7 protein-coding genes and 1 other annotated feature are annotated in these 18,068 nt (G+C 46.8%); all 7 genes read left to right on the top strand.

Annotated features, from left to right (window positions below):
- The 7 genes from AC0THY_RS00555 to rpoB all read left to right on the top strand — a co-directional run bounded on the left by AC0THY_RS00555 (position 1) and on the right by rpoB (position 18,047).
- A complete protein-coding gene (locus AC0THY_RS00555; RefSeq protein ID WP_489992530.1) occupies positions 1-1,065 on the top strand; it encodes a D-alanyl-D-alanine carboxypeptidase in 1,065 nt (354 codons plus the stop codon).
- Positions 1,066-1,103: 38 nt separating this feature from the next.
- Positions 1,104-1,240, top strand: a sequence feature (ribosomal protein L10 leader region).
- Between the two features lie 27 nt (positions 1,241-1,267).
- Positions 1,268-1,756: a 50S ribosomal protein L10 gene (gene rplJ / locus AC0THY_RS00550; RefSeq protein ID WP_489992529.1), complete on the top strand. Its 489-nt coding sequence runs from the start codon at positions 1,268-1,270 to the stop codon at positions 1,754-1,756.
- A gap of 83 nt (positions 1,757-1,839) precedes the next feature.
- On the top strand, positions 1,840-2,214 hold the full coding sequence (rplL, locus tag AC0THY_RS00545) for a 50S ribosomal protein L7/L12 (protein WP_489992528.1): 375 nt from the start codon (positions 1,840-1,842) through the stop codon (positions 2,212-2,214).
- A 627-nt stretch (positions 2,215-2,841) separates the two neighbouring features.
- Positions 2,842-9,033, top strand: a complete 6,192-nt coding sequence (locus AC0THY_RS00540; RefSeq protein ID WP_489992527.1) for a glycoside hydrolase family 2 TIM barrel-domain containing protein — start codon at positions 2,842-2,844, stop codon at positions 9,031-9,033.
- Positions 9,034-9,139: 106 nt separating this feature from the next.
- Positions 9,140-13,153, top strand: a complete 4,014-nt coding sequence (locus tag AC0THY_RS00535) for an alpha-L-arabinofuranosidase C-terminal domain-containing protein (RefSeq protein ID WP_489992526.1) — start codon at positions 9,140-9,142, stop codon at positions 13,151-13,153.
- A 374-nt stretch (positions 13,154-13,527) separates the two neighbouring features.
- A complete protein-coding gene (locus AC0THY_RS00530) occupies positions 13,528-13,914 on the top strand; it encodes a hypothetical protein (protein ID WP_489992525.1) in 387 nt (128 codons plus the stop codon).
- Between the two features lie 308 nt (positions 13,915-14,222).
- Positions 14,223-18,047, top strand: a complete 3,825-nt coding sequence (gene rpoB, locus AC0THY_RS00525) for a DNA-directed RNA polymerase subunit beta (protein WP_489992524.1) — start codon at positions 14,223-14,225, stop codon at positions 18,045-18,047.
- Positions 18,048-18,068 lie beyond the last annotated feature (21 nt).

The following is an 18,068-nucleotide window of genomic DNA, read 5'->3' as shown; positions in this document are numbered from 1 at the left end:
ATGATGGAAAATACAAAGAAAAGCCTGTTTCTGGCACTGCTCTTTCTGCTGCTCTTTGCCGTAGCCCCTTCGGGAATCCGAGAGGTAAAGGCAGGGATGGTGACGAACGCTAAAGGGGTTCGTTACCAGAAGCAGGACGGCACTTATCTGAAGAAAAAGTGGAAAAAATACAGAGGAAAGTATTACTACTTTAAGTGGAACAGCTACGCTGCCAAAAAGCAGTGGGTGGGTGACTATTACGTCAATGAAAAGGGAGAGAGGGTTACCAGCACCTGGGTTGGCAGGTATTTCTTGGATGCCAGAGGAAAAAAGGTAACCTCAAAATCCCTGAAGCTCTCATCGCCCTCCGCTATCCTCGTGGATGCCGATACCGGGAAAATTATTTACCAGAAAAAGGCATCCCGAAAGAGGGCCAACGCCAGCACCACGAAAATCATGACAGCCATCCTGGCGTTAGAAAACGGGGATATGGATGATCTGGTCACCTTTTCCCAGTATGCCGCCGGCCAGGAGGCGGTGAAGCTCTATGCAGCAGCCGGGGAGCAGTACCGTCTGGGGGATCTGATGTACGCCATGCTTCTTCCGTCCTACAACGATGTGGCCACTGCAGTGGCGGAGCACATAGGTGGTTCAGTCAGCCGGTTTGCAAAAATGATGAACAAAAAGGCAAAGGAGATCGGGTGTAAGAAGACAACCTTTGTCACACCCAGCGGATTGGACGAGGGAAACCATGGAACCACAGCCGCAGACCTTGCAAAGATGGCCAGATATGCACTGAAGAACAAGACGTTCCGGAAAATCATTAAGACAAAGAGCTATCAGTTTTCCTGTGTGTCTAATGGCAGAACATTTACGGTACAGACTACAGATCAGTTTCTGGGCAGTATGAAGGGAGCCATGGGAGTCAAGACCGGGTACACATCCAAAGCAGGTCACTGCTTTGTGGGAGCGCTCAAGAGAAACGGAAAAACGTATATATCGGTTGTTCTGGGGGCGCCTGACAGTGAGGCCAGATGGAGTGACACACGCAAACTGATGAACTTTGGAATTAAAAACTGGAAATAAAGTAAAAAAAACTTGACAGTTTCCGGCAGACTGTGTTATAGTCTATCAGGAAACTGCCGAAGACAGTAGGTGCCGTAAGGCATAAGGATAAAACGCCTACCGAGGAGTAAAGCGTTCGATAGAATGATTTATTGTGCCTCTCCGTCTTTGATGGGGAGGCTTTTTTGGCGGTACACATACTATAAAGGAGGTGCACCATTTTATGGCAAAAGTAGAACTGAAACAGCCAATCGTGGCAGAGATCAGCGAAGGCATTAAGGACGCAGAGTCAGTTGTACTGGTTACTTACAGTGGAATTACGGTAGAACAGGATACTGCTCTTCGTAAGGAAATGAGAGAAGCCGGTGTTAACTACAAAGTGTACAAGAACACAATGATGAACTTTGCATTCAAAGACACACCATGTGAAGAGCTCTGCAAACATCTGGAAGGACCTAACGCAATCGCCATCTCTAAGGACGATGCCACAGCTCCTGCAAGAATTCTTGCAAAGCATGCAAAGACGGTTCCGACCTTAAAGCTGATCGCCGGCGTTGTAGAGGGAGCATACTACGATGAGGCGGGCATTCAGGCACTGGCAGCAGTACCTTCAAGAGAAGAACTTCTTGGAAAACTGCTTGGAAGCATCCAGTCCCCGATTACGAACTTTGCTCGTGTTATCAGCCAGATCGCAGAAGCCAAAGAGGCTTAATTCTGACCGGATCTCAATGGGATCCCATTAGATACCGTAAGGTATCATAAACAAAAATAAAACAAAAAATGGAGGAAAATAAAATGGCAAAATTAACAACAGCTGAATTTATCGAAGCGATTAAAGAGTTATCTGTATTAGAGTTAAACGAGTTAGTAAAAGCTTGTGAAGAAGAATTTGGTGTATCTGCAGCAGCAGGCGTTGTTGTGGCAGCAGCAGGCGGAGCAGCAGAGGCAGCTGAGGAGAAGACAGAGTTCGACGTAGAGCTGACAGAGGTTGGCCCGAACAAGGTTAAGGTTATCAAGATCGTTCGTGAGGCTACTGGCTTAGGTCTGAAGGAAGCTAAAGAAGTAGTTGACGGAGCTCCTAAGGTAATCAAAGAGGCAGCTGCTAAGGCAGAGGCTGATGAGATTAAGGCAAAACTGGAAGGCGAAGGCGCTAAGGTTACCCTTAAATAATGAGATGTTGAAAAGATTGAGTCCGGTCCGCCGGGCTCTTTTTTATATCATAGGAAAGTCCTTCGGAATTCCCTATGATATAAAAAGCCCTCCGGGCGGGATCGCACTGCGGCGGAGTGGAAGATGGCTGCCGGGGCAGCCCCGCCGCAGGCGGAGAATCCCGCGCGCAGGATTCTTTTTTGCTGCCGTAGTCACTAAGTGAGGAAATACCCCGCTGTCATGATTTCAATTTTCTCGTTTAGAAATGTGGCTGTACCCGGTTAAATTACCGAGCATAGATTGGCTTATACAGAAGGGGTTGCGGGTGATTTGGTTTATATCAAACTTCGGAACTTGGGAGATAAATGAGTACGAAATGACGGAAAAACAGCAATAAACTATATAAAAATTATGGAATGTAATAAATTTAATAGAAGAGTAAAGAATTTTATATGTTTTTTAGACAAAATTAGTGGTAGGATTAAAAGTAATAAGGTGGAAAGTTCTGCCAAATTCATTTTTTTGTATTCTTCTGATAGAACGGAGATTGGGAAAGGAGGATAGGGTTCCGTAGAATACGAAGTTCTTGAAAACGAGGGCGTAGCTGTATATCTATCAGGCAGCTATTTTTCAAAAGGAGATTGTTTTATGAAGTGGAGAAAAGTGTTATCATTAGCGCTTGCTTTTTCCATGGTTGCCAGTACGGCAGTTTATGCCGCGCCACAGGCAAATGAGGAAGCGGTAAGTGTAGAGCCAAATGCCATGAGAGCGGCAGACCCGTGGACAAATACAAACATCCCAAAATTAAATTCAAAAGTGGATGAAAATGTCAACAAAACAAAATTTACACATAAGGAGTGGACAGGCACCCAGTATACGGATGTGGATGGAAACACCGTCAAGGGAGCTGACGTATATGGCATTAATGTTGAGGAAGCCAGCAGCTTTGCGACCACCAGCGTAGTATATGACAGCGTGGACAAGGCCATCAAAGGAGCCAGAGACTATGAGAAAGAGGCATCTGATTATGTGGAATTTCTGACTGGGGAGGATGCGGCAGACTGGTCGCTGGTGGTTCTTCAGAATCAGAAAGAGGCTCAGGGTGATGCTTACAAAGATTTCTATAAGACAGATTATGTTCCTTCCACAGACGACTGGAAGAGTAACTTACAGCTTCCGTCAAGCTGGGAACATTATGGATTTGATTTTTCAATTTATACCAATGTAACAATGCCGTTCCAGACAAAATATGACAGTAACGTAACGGTTCCCAACGCGCCGGTAAATTACAATCCGGTGGGACTTTACAGAAAGACCTTTACTGTGAGCGACAATATGAAAGCGGCAGACGGAAGGATTTATATTTCTTTCCAGGGAGTAGAGTCCAGCTATTATGTATATGTGAATGGCCATGAGGTGGGGTATAGTGAAGACAGCTACAGCCCGCACAGCTTTGATATCACAGACTATTTGAATGAAACCGGTGAAAACCTTCTGGCAGTCGAAGTACATAAGTTCTGCGATGGTACTTGGATGGAAGACCAGGATATGTACTATGACGGCGGTATCTTCCGGGATGTCTATCTGTATTCCGCACCGCTGGTGCACATTCAGGACTATAAGGTAGAGACAGACCTGGATGAAAATTATGAAAATGCAATGCTCGGCCTGGATGTGACCATGGCCAACGCCTCCACAGAGGAGGTATCCGGATATAAGGTAGATGCAAAACTGTACGACGAAGAGGGAAATGTGTTCGTTGACGGTATTACATTAGACCCGGGCAGTATCAAAGGAGCAGAAAACGGAGCAGACGGAAAAGCTGCGGCTTCGGGCAGTAAGCTGGTACAGTCTCCCAAGCTGTGGTCCGCAGAGACGCCGTACCTGTACACACTGGTGCTGACCGTTTATGATTCCAATACAGGCGCTTACCTGGGAAGCACTTCTCAGCAGTTAGGTTTCCGTGAAATAGAATTTGTCAGATCAGAAGTTGATGCAAAGGGCAACAGCATCACCAGTGATTCGGAATATGAACCGATCAGGATCAATGGAAAACAGCTTCTGTTAAAGGGTACAAACCGTCATGACACGGATCCGATATATGGAAAACATGTCCCCAAGGAAACCTTGGAAGAGGACGTTACCATCATGAAACAGTACAACTTAAACGCAATCCGTACTTCACACTACAGCAACGATGAATATCTTTACTACTTGTGTGATAAATATGGACTGTACATGATGGGCGAGACAAATCTGGAGTCTCACGCGATTATGAATAACGGAAACGGACAAAAAAATTTCCAGAAGTTAGCCATGGACAGAACCGTCACTGCCTTTAAGCGCTTAAAGAACCGTACGGCGATCGTGGTCTGGTCTACAGGAAACGAGAATTACTACAGCGGTGACGCCGGCTATGCGAACGGTATGTTCTATGACCTGATCTGGTACTTTAAGAATAATGATTCAACCAGACCGGTTCACAATGAAAGTTCTAACAAGTCAAATGGAACCGATATGGGCAGTAATATGTATCCGACGGTAGGCACGGTGCAGGATATGGCGAGATACAATATGCCTTACGTCCTCTGTGAGTATGATCATGCCATGGGAAATGCCGTGGGCAACTTAAAGGAATACTGGGATGCTATCCGCTCCTCCGACAATATGCTGGGTGGATTTATATGGGATTGGGTTGACCAGTCCAGACTTTTGAGTCTTGATACCCTTCCCAAAGCTTATGTGATCAGCGACAGAAAGAATAAGATCGAAGGAACAGCTTCCGTCAGCACTATCAATAAGGCTCCGGAAGAAGCTGCGCTGAGTACCCAGAGTGCAGATGGATATGCACTGTTTGACGATGAAAGTTATAATGAGGTTCTCTCAGGAACCGGAAAAACATTTACGGTTGAAGTGATCTGTAAACCGTATTCAAACAGCGGCAACGCAGTCATGTTAGGAAAGGGCGATACACAGATTGCCTTAAAGACAAACGGTACCGGACAGCTTGAATTTTTTGCCTATAATAATGGCGCATGGGGATCTGTGACAGCAAATGCACCTTCCAACTGGGTTGGAAATTGGCATCAGGTGGCGGCTACTTATAACAAAGGTGAGATTAAGATTTACTGTGACGGCAAGTTATTGGCCACAGGAAATGGAAACACCACCATTGCTTCAAGCAGCGTAGCGCTTGGTGTGGGATGCACGGCAGACAATGGCAGAACCTTTGACGGTGAAATCTCCATCGGACGTGTTTACAATAAGGTACTGAGTGCAGAGGAATTAAATGCACAGAACAGCACGGAACCGGCAATTTCAGAAACATCCGAGGATGTGGTTCTGTGGGCTGATTTTGCAGATTTGAGAGAGTCTGACGATCAGGCATATGATTATTATGCAGAAAGCTTCGCATATAAAAATATGTATCAGGAGGAGGCAAAAGGAAGCTATTACTGCTACGGCGGTGATAATGGCGAAAACCCCAACGATAATTCCTTCTGTGTCAATGGTCTGGTATCCCCTGACCGTGATGTGCAGCCGGAGCTGTATGAAGTAAAATATCAGTATCAGAGCGTATGGTTTACAGCCAGCGATGCAAACCTGATGGGTGAAAAAATTAAAGTTTACAATGAAAACAACTTCCTGAATCTGAATGAATTTGATGTAAGTTGGACTCTGACAGAGGATGGAAAAGAAATCGGCAGCGGTGTGGTAACCGATACAGACATTGCAGGAAGAGAGAGAGGAACGATTTCCGTACCTTATCTGAAATCTATGCCGAGTGAAAAGAAAGCAGGCGCAGAGTATTATCTGAATCTTTCTGTCCGCCTGAAAAAGGATACTTTGTGGGCAAAAGCAGGACATGAGGTTGCTTACGAGCAGTTCCAGGTTCCCGCAGAAGTAGAAAAGGTTACAAAAGTAGTTTCCACAGACGTTACGGTTTCTGAGGATGGGGAAGAGGCTATCCAGGTAAGCGGTAAAGATTTCAGTTTCCAGATTGATAAAGCAACCGGAACGATGGAGAACTACGTATACAAGAATGAAACACTGTTGACCACAGGCCCATTGCCAAACTATTGGAGAGGACTGGTGAACAACGACAACGGAAACTATGACGGCAACTGGCAGCATGTCAATAAAAAGATTTCAGCCTCTGATATCTCAGTGGATAAAAATGAGGATGGACAGACTGTGATCACAGTAGATCTGGCTTCCGGAAATCAAGTAAATCTGGTACAGCAGATGAAATATACGGTGGACGGCAGCGGTGCCGTTACGGTAGACGCATCGGTTGACGCTACCAAGACGGGTCTTGGAAGATATCTCCGCATCGGCACGGTGATGGAACTTCCGGCAGGATATGAGAATGTATCCTGGTATGGAAACGGACCGGTAGAGTCTATGTGGGACAGACAGGATTTTGCAATGGTAGGTATCTACAACACTACGGTCAATGAAATGTTCTATCCGTATCTGGATACACAGGATACCGGTACCGTGACAGGAGTGAAATGGTTTACTGTGACAAATCCGGAATCTGACAGTGCTATGGCAATTGCCGCAACAGATACCGTAGAGGCATCCGCCCTGCACTTTACCGCAGATGATTTGACCAAGGCACAGCATCCGTATGAACTGACCAAACTGGATTCCACTGTTTTGACCGTGAACTATCGCTCACAGGGAACTGGAAATAAAAGCTGTGGACCGGATACTTTGGCAGCCTACCTGCTTCCAAATAATAAAAAATATGAGTATCAGTATACAATGATTCCTTATGGCACAGACGAGGATGTGATGGAGGTAACCCGTCCGTACAGAACGGTTACTTCAAAATCTGAGGATGACATTATCAGCCAGGCAGCAGCGGAAGTCATTGATATGATAGACCGTATTTATGTGACAACCAGTGACACCGCAGAGCTGGAAGAAATCAAGACGGCTTATGAGATTCTGCCGGAAACAGCCAAGGCTCAGGTGACAGAAGCGCGCTATCAGAAGGTACTGGAAGCCATCGGGCTGGCGAAGCAGCTGGCAGGGGAAGACAGCGGCGTTGTTATTGAGGATAAGAGTGCCGGCAACTTTGACATCAATATGAAAGAAATGCCAAATGCAAGCCTTGTAATGAGTGAAAATGGTACAATGTTTGAAGGCTACGGCGATGTACCGGGAGCAGAGGATACCTTTAATAATTTAATTAGCGGAAGCAATAGTTTTACCATTGAAGCTGTAATTAATCCGAATAATTACGGATATAGCGGCGCTGACTATAATATGATCGCTTCCAAAGGGGATAACTGTGCTGCATTCCGAATTTCTGAGCAGAGCGTTTATTTCTTTATCAAAAATACGAGCGGTGATTGGAAAATTGCAAAGAAAGCTCTTACTGCTGAGCAGATGAATTCCTGGCTTCATGTAGCGGCTATCTATGATGGAAATAATATTTCCGTTTATCTGGAAGGAAGCGAGCTGACTACAAATGCAAATGTTGGGGCAGTTAGTTATTTAGATTGTCCGCTTGGTATTGGCTATTGTCCCGAGACTTCCCGCTTGTCCCAGTTAAGTATGCGCAATATCCGTGTATACGCTGATGCTTTGTCAAAGGAAGAACTGGATAACGGAACTTATGACTCCGGCAGTGACAATGTAGTGCTGTGGTATGACTTTGACGACAGCAAATACGTTGGTGTAGATACGGCCGCAACAGGTATCCGTTCCTATACGTCTGCACTTAGCTTAGAGTTAAACGAGGAAAAGCAGATTAAAACTTCTCCGGTACCTTACTATGCAGAAGGCGAAATTGAGTACACGGTAAAAGACAACAGTGTGGCAGCCGTCAGTGCAGACGGAGTTGTGACACCTGTGGCTGCTGGAAATACAGTTGTAACCGCATCCGTAAAAGGAACTGCGTTCTCTGTTGAGATTCCGGTTACTGTCAAGGCTGCAGAAGTAGTTGAGAATCCGATTACTGGAATTACTGTAAAAGAAGCGGCAGCGACAGTCAAAGAAGGCGAAACCTATGCGATTACAGCCAGCGTAACGCCGGAAGATACTACAGACAGCAAGGATCTTAAATTTGAAAGCGATAATACGTCCGTGGCAGCCGTGGAGCAAAACGGTGTGGTAACCGCAGTAAAAGCAGGCAAGGCAACCATCACGGTATCCAGCAAAGCCCGCCCGGATGTGACGACTCAGGTGGCAATCACCGTGGAAGCAAAAGAAAACGGTGGGGATACTCCAGAGCCGAAGCCAGAACCGGAGCCAGAGCCGAAGCCAGAACCGAAGCCAGAGCCGCAGCCGCCTGTTGTAGCGGGTGTGAAGTTTGCAACGACAAAGACAGCCACGTTAGAAGTTGGCAAGACATTAACAAGAAAAGCTTCCATCGTTCCGGCTAACGCGTCAGGCGCCGTTGCCTATACATCAAGCAAGACGAGCATAGCAACCGTGGATGCAAATGGTAAAGTAAAGGCAAAAACAGCAGGAACGGTAACGATTACTGCATCCTGCAATGGAAAGACAGCTGCTTATAAAGTAAAAGTTATTCCGAAACGTGTAAGCTGGAAGAAGGTTGTCAGCAAATCAAAGGGAAAAGCTTCTCTGAGCTGGAAGAAAGTTACCAAAGCAACCGGATATCAGATTCAGGTTTCCTACAAGAAAGGTTCCTGGAAGAACATTAAGAAATACACGGTTAAAAAAGGAAAGATTACAAGTCAGACAATCAGCAGGCTGAAAGCAGGAAGGAAAGCATTCGTTAGAATCCGTGCTTATCAGAAAGTAAGCGGAAAGACTTATTATGGAACATGGAGCAAAGTAAAACAGGTAAAAATTAAAAAATAGTCTTTTGTCTGAAAATGCAAAGTAAGTGTGTGAAAAGCCCCAAGCAGGCAATAATGGAAATTGTCTGCAACAGGGGCTTTTCTCTGAAATATAAGCAGGAGGGAATATGAGGAAAAAAATATGGAAAAAAGCAGGGAGTTTGCTGATGGCGGCAGTCATGGCTATGGGGATTTGTTCTCATGCGGCTTTGGCAAAAGAGCAGCCCGGGGAAAGGGATGAATCCGGTCTGATCGCATGGTATCAATTTGCAGAAGATGGAAAAGACTCTTCCGGTCATGGAAATGACGCCCTTATTGGGGAAGGGGTAACCGTTTCCCAAGGCGTGGCGTCTCTGCCGGGAGGAAAGAGCGGCGAAAGCGCCTATATTACGCTGCCAAAAGGAATGTTTGACGGCCGGGATGAACTGACCATTACCATGTGGTTAAAGGACGAGGACCCAAGGGATAACTGGCTGGGAGCCTTTTTCTTTGGCAGCCCGGTCAATGAAAATCAGGTGCCGGTCAATTATTTTTACTTTGTGCCGTGTGAAAAGCAGCATGAGACCTTGAAAGCAGTGATCACGGATTCGGTCAATGCAGTTCAGCCTTACAGCACAGAAAAAGGAATCCGGGAATCGGTACAGACAAAAGGATATGTGGGAAACTGGACACACTATGCGATCGTGTTAAAGCCGGGCAGCCTTGCCTGTTATATCAATGGGCGCTTAGCTGGCGCCTCAGAAGTTTCCAGAACAGTCAGCGATTTTGGCAGCGGGTTGGAAGCCTATATCGGAAAATCCAATTATACGGCAGATCCTTTGTATCAGGGTAAGTTTAAAGATTTCCGTGTTTACGGCAGAGAACTTGGAAAATCAGAGATCACAGAGGTTATGTCTCAAGGTCACAGCGAGGATATTGGACAGTATTCCATGGATATTGACGGAGAGAAGGTAACAAAGGAATTAAGCGCCGATTTGTACGGGCTTTTTTATGAGGATATCAACAGTGCGGCTGACGGGGGCCTCTATCCTGAGATGGTCAAGAACTATTCGTTTGAAAACGCGTATGTTCAAAGAGGAAGTGACGCCGGCTATTTTGCACAATATGGTTATGAGACGATCGGAAACTATAAGCTTCATTGGGACGTGTCTCCGCCGTCTGCATTTGAAGTAAAGGCAGAGGCAGGAATCAATGCCAAGAATCCTCATTATGCTGTCATTACGGGAAATGCTGTTTTGAAAAACGGCGGTTTTGCTCCTCAGTCCGAGCCAAACGGGGCGGCTATGCCTGTCAAACCGGACAGCAGCTATACGTTTTCCGCATTCGCGAGAGCGGACAGCGGATATGAGGGAGTCTTGAAGGTGAAGGCTGTGGACAGCAAAGGAAATACCATTACAGAAGAAAAAACGCTTTCTGTGGAAGCGGACGGCACATGGAAAAAGGTTTCTGTGGATTTGGCCTCAACTGTGAAGGAAAATACGAAGGGGAAAATAGTACTCTCTGTGGAGGGGGCAAAGAAAGAGGATTCGCTCTGTCTGGATATGATCTCTCTGGTTCCGCATGACAGCTATGGTTATGGAAATATGAATTATGCCTGCGGCGTAGGGGTGAGAAAAGATTTGCTGGAGCGGATGATAGCCCTAAATCCTAAATTTATGCGTTTTCCAGGTGGATGTATCGTCGAAGGGTTTAACTGGGAAGGGCTTTATGATTGGCGGGATACCATAGGGGCGCTGGAGGAGAGGAAAAGCAATACGAACAGGTGGGAGAATTGGAATAACCAGAACCGCACCTGGGGGTATATGCAGTCTTATGGATTTGGCTATCATGAGCTGTTATGCCTGTGCGAGGACTTTGGGATGGAGCCGTTTCCCATTTTAAGCGCCGGCGTTCTCTGTCAGTATGAGACGGCAGATGTGGCGGCAAAAACAGGGGAAGAGCTGAACTACTTTATCCGTATGGCAACAGATTTGCTGGATTACTGTTGGGGAGACCCCAAAGAAAATGAGTGGGCAGAGAAAAGAGCAAAAAATGGACATGAGCAGCCCTTTGATTTAAAATACCTGGGGATAGGAAATGAGAATTTCCAGGCTAAATATTTTGATAATTTGGATATTATTAAACAGGCGGTGGAGGATTACGCAAAAACCAATTACCCGCAGCGAAACCTGACGATTATCTCAAGCGCAGGTCCCACTTCCGGCGGAGAAAATCTGGAGTATGCTTATGACAGGCTGGCACAGACGATGCCGGGAGAGACGTTGGTGGATGAACATTACTATGAGTCGGAATCTTTTATGTATAATCAATCTGACCGCTATAATTATTATCAGCGCACCGCTCAGGGCGGTTCTGATATTTTTGTAGGCGAGTATGCGGTAAAGGATGACAATAAATTTCATACGGCATTGGCGGAGGCTGCTTATATTACCGGATTAGAAAGAAATGCCGATGTTGTCAAACATATTTCCTATGCGCCTCTTCTGTATAAGACAGGAAGTTTGAACTGGTCCCATGATTTGATTTATTTTGATGAATTTGATACAGCGGGGTCGGCTAATTATTATGTTCAGCAGATGTTTGGAACCCATTATGGAACAAAATTGATAGACACCAAGCTGCAGTCAGAGGGCAAGGACTATGAACATTGGGGCAGTCCGGTGATTGGCGCTGATAAGGTAGAAGGTTCCATTGACAAGATTACGGTTTATGGAGAAGATGGGAACATCTTGTTTGAGGATGATTTTGACGATATTTCGACAGAATGGGCCCTCTTTGATTCTGCCCTTGATACGAAAGGCTCTGCATCTTATACTATTAAAAATGGAAAGCTGAATTTTGACAGCAGCAGCGGAACGGTTTTGCTTTATCTTCCGCGCGCTATAAAAGAAAAGTGGTCCAACTATCGGATTGTGGCGGAGGGAGTGAAGAAAACCTTTGGCAACGGCGGCTTCATGGTAGGAGCCGGACAGAGTGACCAGTATTACTGGTATCATCTGGGAAAAGACGGCAACAGCGGAAGCTGTATGGAAGTTACCCGCAAAAACAGAGGGGAGTCCTCTCTTACGCGAATGGTTCTTGGCAATCAGTACCCTAATCAGCATTACCAGACAGAAAATGAGACCAAGTTAAAGAACAATGACAATATGAGCATTACGTTTGTTTATGGGGTGGGGGGTAAACTGGAGGGAAGTTACACCAGCACGAAGACAGCAGCGGAAGCTACCCAAAAATATGATTTTTCCAGCGATCTCTTCCAGTATCAGACAGACATTTATCAGGTAGTGAATATGGATGAGGATAATGTGTATATCAAGCTGGTTAATCCAGATGCCGGGATAAAAGAAATCAAGCTTACATTCCACAATTTGTCTCTGGATACCGATAAGCAGGCAGAAATTACGATGCTGACAGGAGGATTAAATGAGGCTAATAGCATTGGCAGAGAGACAGTGGCGCCGGAAATAAGTGAAAAGCCAATAGAAAATGAAACGCTTATTTATGATATCCCGGCATATTCAGTCAATGTCATCCAGATTCCTCTAAAACAGAAGGGAGTAAAACCAGAGCCGGAACCAGAGCCGAAACCAGAGCCGAAACCAGAGCCGGAAACAGAACCGGAAACCAATCGCAAGCCAGAGCCGGATAAGGTTTGGCAGCCGGTTCAGGTAAAAATAAGCAAAAGCGCCCTTACCATGGGATTAAAAGAAAAGCTGACGGTAAAGGCATCGGTACTTCCTGCAAAAGCTTCCCAAAAAGTAACCTGGCGTTCCAGTAAACCATCGGTGGCGTCTGTTTCAGCAGGTGGAAAAATAACCGCCAAGAAAACTGGCAGCGCAGTGATCACGGCTACCGCTCAAAATGGGATTTCCGCAAAGTGTAAGATCAAGGTGAAAAAAGCGCCTAAAAAATTGAGTTTAAATAAAAAGGCGGTTACTTTGAAGAAAGGCAGGAAATTCCAGATCAGAACAAAGCTGCCTAAGAATACGGCAAGTTATAAGATAACATTTAAGTCCGGTAAGAAATCAGTGGCAGCTGTCACGGCAGGGGGAAAAGTAGTCGCAAAGAAAAAAGGGACGGCAATCATTACTGTTAAAACTTTTAATGGGGTGAAGGCGAAAATAAAAGTAAGGGTAAGGTAATTATTCTGTAACAGTTCAGGAAGGGGCGAGGGGGGCGCTCCCTCCGCCGGGGGAAGCTGTTTCCCGTAGGCGGTAGATGGCGCTGCCCAGACGATTTCCTGACAAGCTGTAGAAAAGTTCTGGGTTCCTCTCGGTTTCAGAAAACAGCCGCTCGGGTGTTTGCGTGAGAGCTGCCAACGCCTGGGCGACGTCCTTTGGATAACGCACGTAACAGAGCTCCATCTAAACGCTTACTTTTAACAATAAGGCTTATAGAAAGCCTGTTGTATTTAGTGGTTGAAGAAAAGCATTAAATATATTATCATAAGAGTACAAAGTGAACTACAGCTTTTCATACCCTGGATAAAATAAACTGTACGGAAGGGAGGGACCGCATGAGAAAAAAAGTGTTTATCATATTGGCAGTGCTTGTGCTGGTCCTGACCGCACAGACTCTGGATTGTATTCAGAGCGCAATGTCCTCCGCCAGGGAGGTCGGGCGCGTGACAGAGAGGGAGGCCGGGCAGGTGACAGGCAGTATGATGTCAGAGAACATCCCGGATGCCCAAAACGTGCCTGGTCTGCAAAAAGGTCTGCAGATTCTTGCAGAAGCAAAAGGGCTTTTTTCAGGAACCAGGGCGTTCTGGATTTATCTGACCGTGCTTTTGATGGTTCGCCTGATGACAGCCCGGAGAAAGGAGTACCAGCGCTTTGCCGGGAGAAAGAAGCCCTCGGTGCGCATGCGGACCGTCCGATACATACACTGGGCCTGCGGCCTATAACGTCCATCCTTGCATTACCCGCAATATGGTATAATGGAGGTGAACAGGATGGACATCATCTCAATTCTGATGATCGCGTTGATCGCAGTTGTTTTTGTTGCAGCTGTCATCGTAGAATATAAGAAGAAATAACTACTTTATGAGAAAAAGTCAATTTCAGGCAATAAAAAGCTTGACATTGACTTTTTTTTTTGATAACATGAAAAATGCACTATTGTGAAGGATTGTGCCCTTAGGCACAAGTCTGCCCAAAAGTAGCTGATGGAAGCAATTTATATTGATATAGAAAGAACAGGGGTGAAATGTCAATGGAGAAAAACAGAATCCGTCCGATCAGAAGCGGCAAAAGTTTTCGCATGAGTTATTCAAGACAAAAGGAAGTTCTTGAAATGCCGAACCTCATTGAGGTTCAAAAGGACTCCTATCAGTGGTTCTTGGACGAGGGACTCAAGGAAGTTTTTGACGATATCTCTCCGATTGCGGACTACAGCGGTAAGCTGAGCCTGGAATTTGTGGATTTTACTTTATGTGAGGCCGATGTAAAATATTCGATTGAAGAATGCAAAGAGCGAGACGCAACTTATGCAGCACCTTTAAAAGTAAGGGTGAGACTCCATAACAAAGAAAATGACGAGATCAACGAGCACGAAATCTTTATGGGTGACCTGCCGCTGATGACAGCCACCGGAACCTTTGTAATTAACGGGGCTGAGCGTGTTATCGTCAGCCAGCTGGTGAGGTCCCCGGGTATTTACTATGCAATTACTCATGATAAATTAGGTAAAAGACTGTTTTCTTCTACTGTCATTCCAAACAGGGGAGCATGGTTGGAATATGAGACAGACTCCAATGACATTTTCTATGTTCGTGTAGACAGAACCAGAAAGGTCCCCATTACCGTGCTGATCCGCGCACTGGGAATCGGTACCAATGCTGAGATTATTGAACTCTTCGGTGAAGAGCCGAAGATTTTGGCCAGCCTGACAAAGGATACATCCGAAAATTATCAGGAAGGTCTGTTAGAGCTGTACAAAAAAATACGCCCCGGTGAGCCTCTGGCTGTAGAGAGCGCAGAGAGCCTGATTATGAGCATGTTCTTTGACCCCAGAAGATATGATCTGGCGAAGGTGGGACGGTATAAATTTAACAAGAAACTGATGCTGCGCAACCGAATCACAGGCCATGTGCTGGCTGAGGATGTGGTGGACACCACAACCGGCGAGATCCTGGCAGAGGCGGGCACAGAGGTGACCAGAGAGCTGGCTGATTCCATTCAGAACGCGGCAGTGCCTTTTGTGTGGATTCGCACAGAGGAGCGCAATGTGAAGGTGCTCTCCAGCATGATGGTAGATATTACTAACTTTGTGGATGTGGACCCCAAAGAAGTGGGTGTTACAGAGTTAGTATATTATCCTGTACTGGAAAAAATACTGGAAGAAAATGACGATCTTGAAGACATCAAGGACGCCATCCGCAGAGATATTCACGACCTGATTCCGAAACACATCACCAAGGAGGATATCCTGGCGTCTATTAACTATAATATGCATCTGGAGTACGGCCTGGGTAATGACGACGACATCGACCATCTGGGCAACCGCCGTATCCGTGCGGTGGGCGAGCTGCTTCAGAACCAGTACCGCATCGGTCTTTCCAGACTGGAAAGAGTTGTGCGCGAGCGAATGACCACTCAGGATCTGGAGGGGATCTCTCCCCAGTCCCTGATCAATATTAAGCCTGTGACTGCGGCTGTGAAGGAGTTCTTCGGGTCCTCCCAGCTGTCTCAGTTCATGGACCAGAACAATCCTCTGGGAGAGCTGACACATAAGAGACGTCTCTCCGCCTTAGGCCCCGGCGGTCTGTCAAGGGACCGTGCCGGATTTGAGGTGCGTGACGTTCATTACTCCCATTACGGAAGAATGTGCCCCATTGAGACCCCTGAAGGTCCCAACATCGGTCTGATCAACTCTCTGGCTACCTACGCCAGAATTAATGAGTACGGTTTCATTGAGGCTCCGTACCGCAAGATTGACAAGGCAGACCCCACCAACCCGCGTGTCACAGACGAAGTTATCTATATGACTGCGGATGAGGAAGACAACTACCACGTGGCTCAGGCGAATGAGCCATTGGATGATGACGGGCACTTCCTCCATAAAAATGTATCCGGCCGTTACCGCGAGGAGACCCAAGAGTATGAGAGACGCATGTTTGACTACATGGATGTGTCCCCAAAGATGGTATTTTCAGTGGCAACAGCCCTGATTCCTTTCCTGGAGAATGACGATGCCAACCGTGCGCTGATGGGGTCCAACATGCAGCGTCAGGCTGTTCCGCTTCTGACCACAGAGTCTCCCGTAGTTGGTACCGGTATGGAGACAAAGGCAGCGGTAGACTCCGGTGTGTGTGTGGTTGCCAGACATACAGGTACGGTGGAACGCTCCACCTCAAAGGATATTGTAATTAAGAATGACGACGGTACCAGAGATGAGTACCATTTGACAAAGTTTTCCAGAAGTAACCAGAGCAACTGCTACAACCAGAGACCCATTGTATTCAAAGGGGACCGGGTTGCACAGGGCCAGGTAATCGCAGACGGACCCTCCACCTCCAACGGAGAGATCGCTCTTGGAAAGAATCCCCTGATCGGATTCATGACCTGGGAGGGATACAACTACGAGGATGCGGTACTTCTGAGTGAGCGTCTGGTTATGAACGATGTGTATACCTCTGTCCACATTGAAGAGTATGAGGCAGAGGCCAGAGATACTAAGTTAGGGCCTGAGGAGATCACAAGAGATGTTCCGGGCGTTGGTGATGATGCTTTGAAGGATCTGGACGAGCGCGGAATTATCCGCATTGGTGCAGAGGTGCGCGCCGGAGATATTCTGGTTGGAAAGGTGACTCCCAAGGGAGAAACCGAGCTGACGGCTGAGGAGCGCCTGCTGCGCGCCATCTTTGGTGAGAAAGCCAGAGAAGTAAGGGATACTTCCCTGAAGGTGCCCCACGGCGAGTACGGCATCGTGGTGGATGCCCGCGTATTTACAAGAGAAAACGGTGACGAGCTGTCACCTGGAGTAAACCAGGCGGTTCGTATCTATATTGCACAGAAGAGAAAGATTTCCGTCGGTGACAAGATGGCCGGCCGCCATGGCAACAAGGGTGTGGTTTCCCGCGTGCTTCCGGTGGAGGATATGCCCTTCCTGCCCAACGGACGTCCTCTGGACATTGTGCTGAATCCTCTGGGTGTGCCTTCCCGTATGAACATTGGACAGGTGCTGGAGATTCATTTGAGTCTGGCTGCGAAAGCTCTTGGCTTTAATGTTTCTACTCCTGTATTCGACGGAGCAAACGAGAATGATATTATGGACACTTTGGATCTGGCAAACGACTATGTCAATCTGGAGTGGGATGAGTTTAAAGAAAAACATGAGGCGGAACTTCTCCCTGAGGTGATGGATTACCTCTATGAGAACAGGGATCACAGGGGGCTCTGGAAGGGTGTGCCCATCTCCAGAGACGGCAAGGTAAGATTGCGTGACGGGCGTACCGGTGAGTTTTTCGACAGCCCGGTTACCATCGGACACATGCATTACCTGAAACTCCATCATCTGGTAGATGACAAGATCCACGCCCGTTCCACAGGCCCGTACTCTCTGGTAACACAGCAGCCTCTGGGAGGTAAAGCCCAGTTCGGCGGTCAGCGTTTCGGAGAGATGGAGGTTTGGGCCCTTGAGGCATATGGTGCTTCCTATACCCTTCAGGAGATCCTGACAGTGAAATCGGATGATGTCATCGGACGTGTGAAGACCTATGAGGCGATTATCAAAGGCGACAATATTCCTGAGCCGGGTATTCCGGAATCCTTCAAGGTGCTCCTAAAAGAGCTGCAGTCCTTAGGCCTGGATGTGCGTGTGCTGCGTGACGACCACACAGAGGTGGAGATCATGGAGACCGTAGACTACGGTGAGACGGACCTTCACTCTGTCATTGAGGGCGAGCGGGGCTATGGCAAGGAGGACGAATCCTTCGGGGACTATGGCTTCAGCAAGCAGGAATTTGAAGGCGATGAACTGGTAGATGTGGAAGAAGATGACGCGGTGTTAGACCTGGAAGAATCTTTTGAGGAATAAGCAGCCCTGAAAGGATGGAAA

The organism is Ruminococcus sp. 8Y-12 (assembly GCF_058119865.1).
Note: the sequence above shows the minus strand (reverse complement) of the source record. Positions and strands in the feature narration are given on the sequence as shown.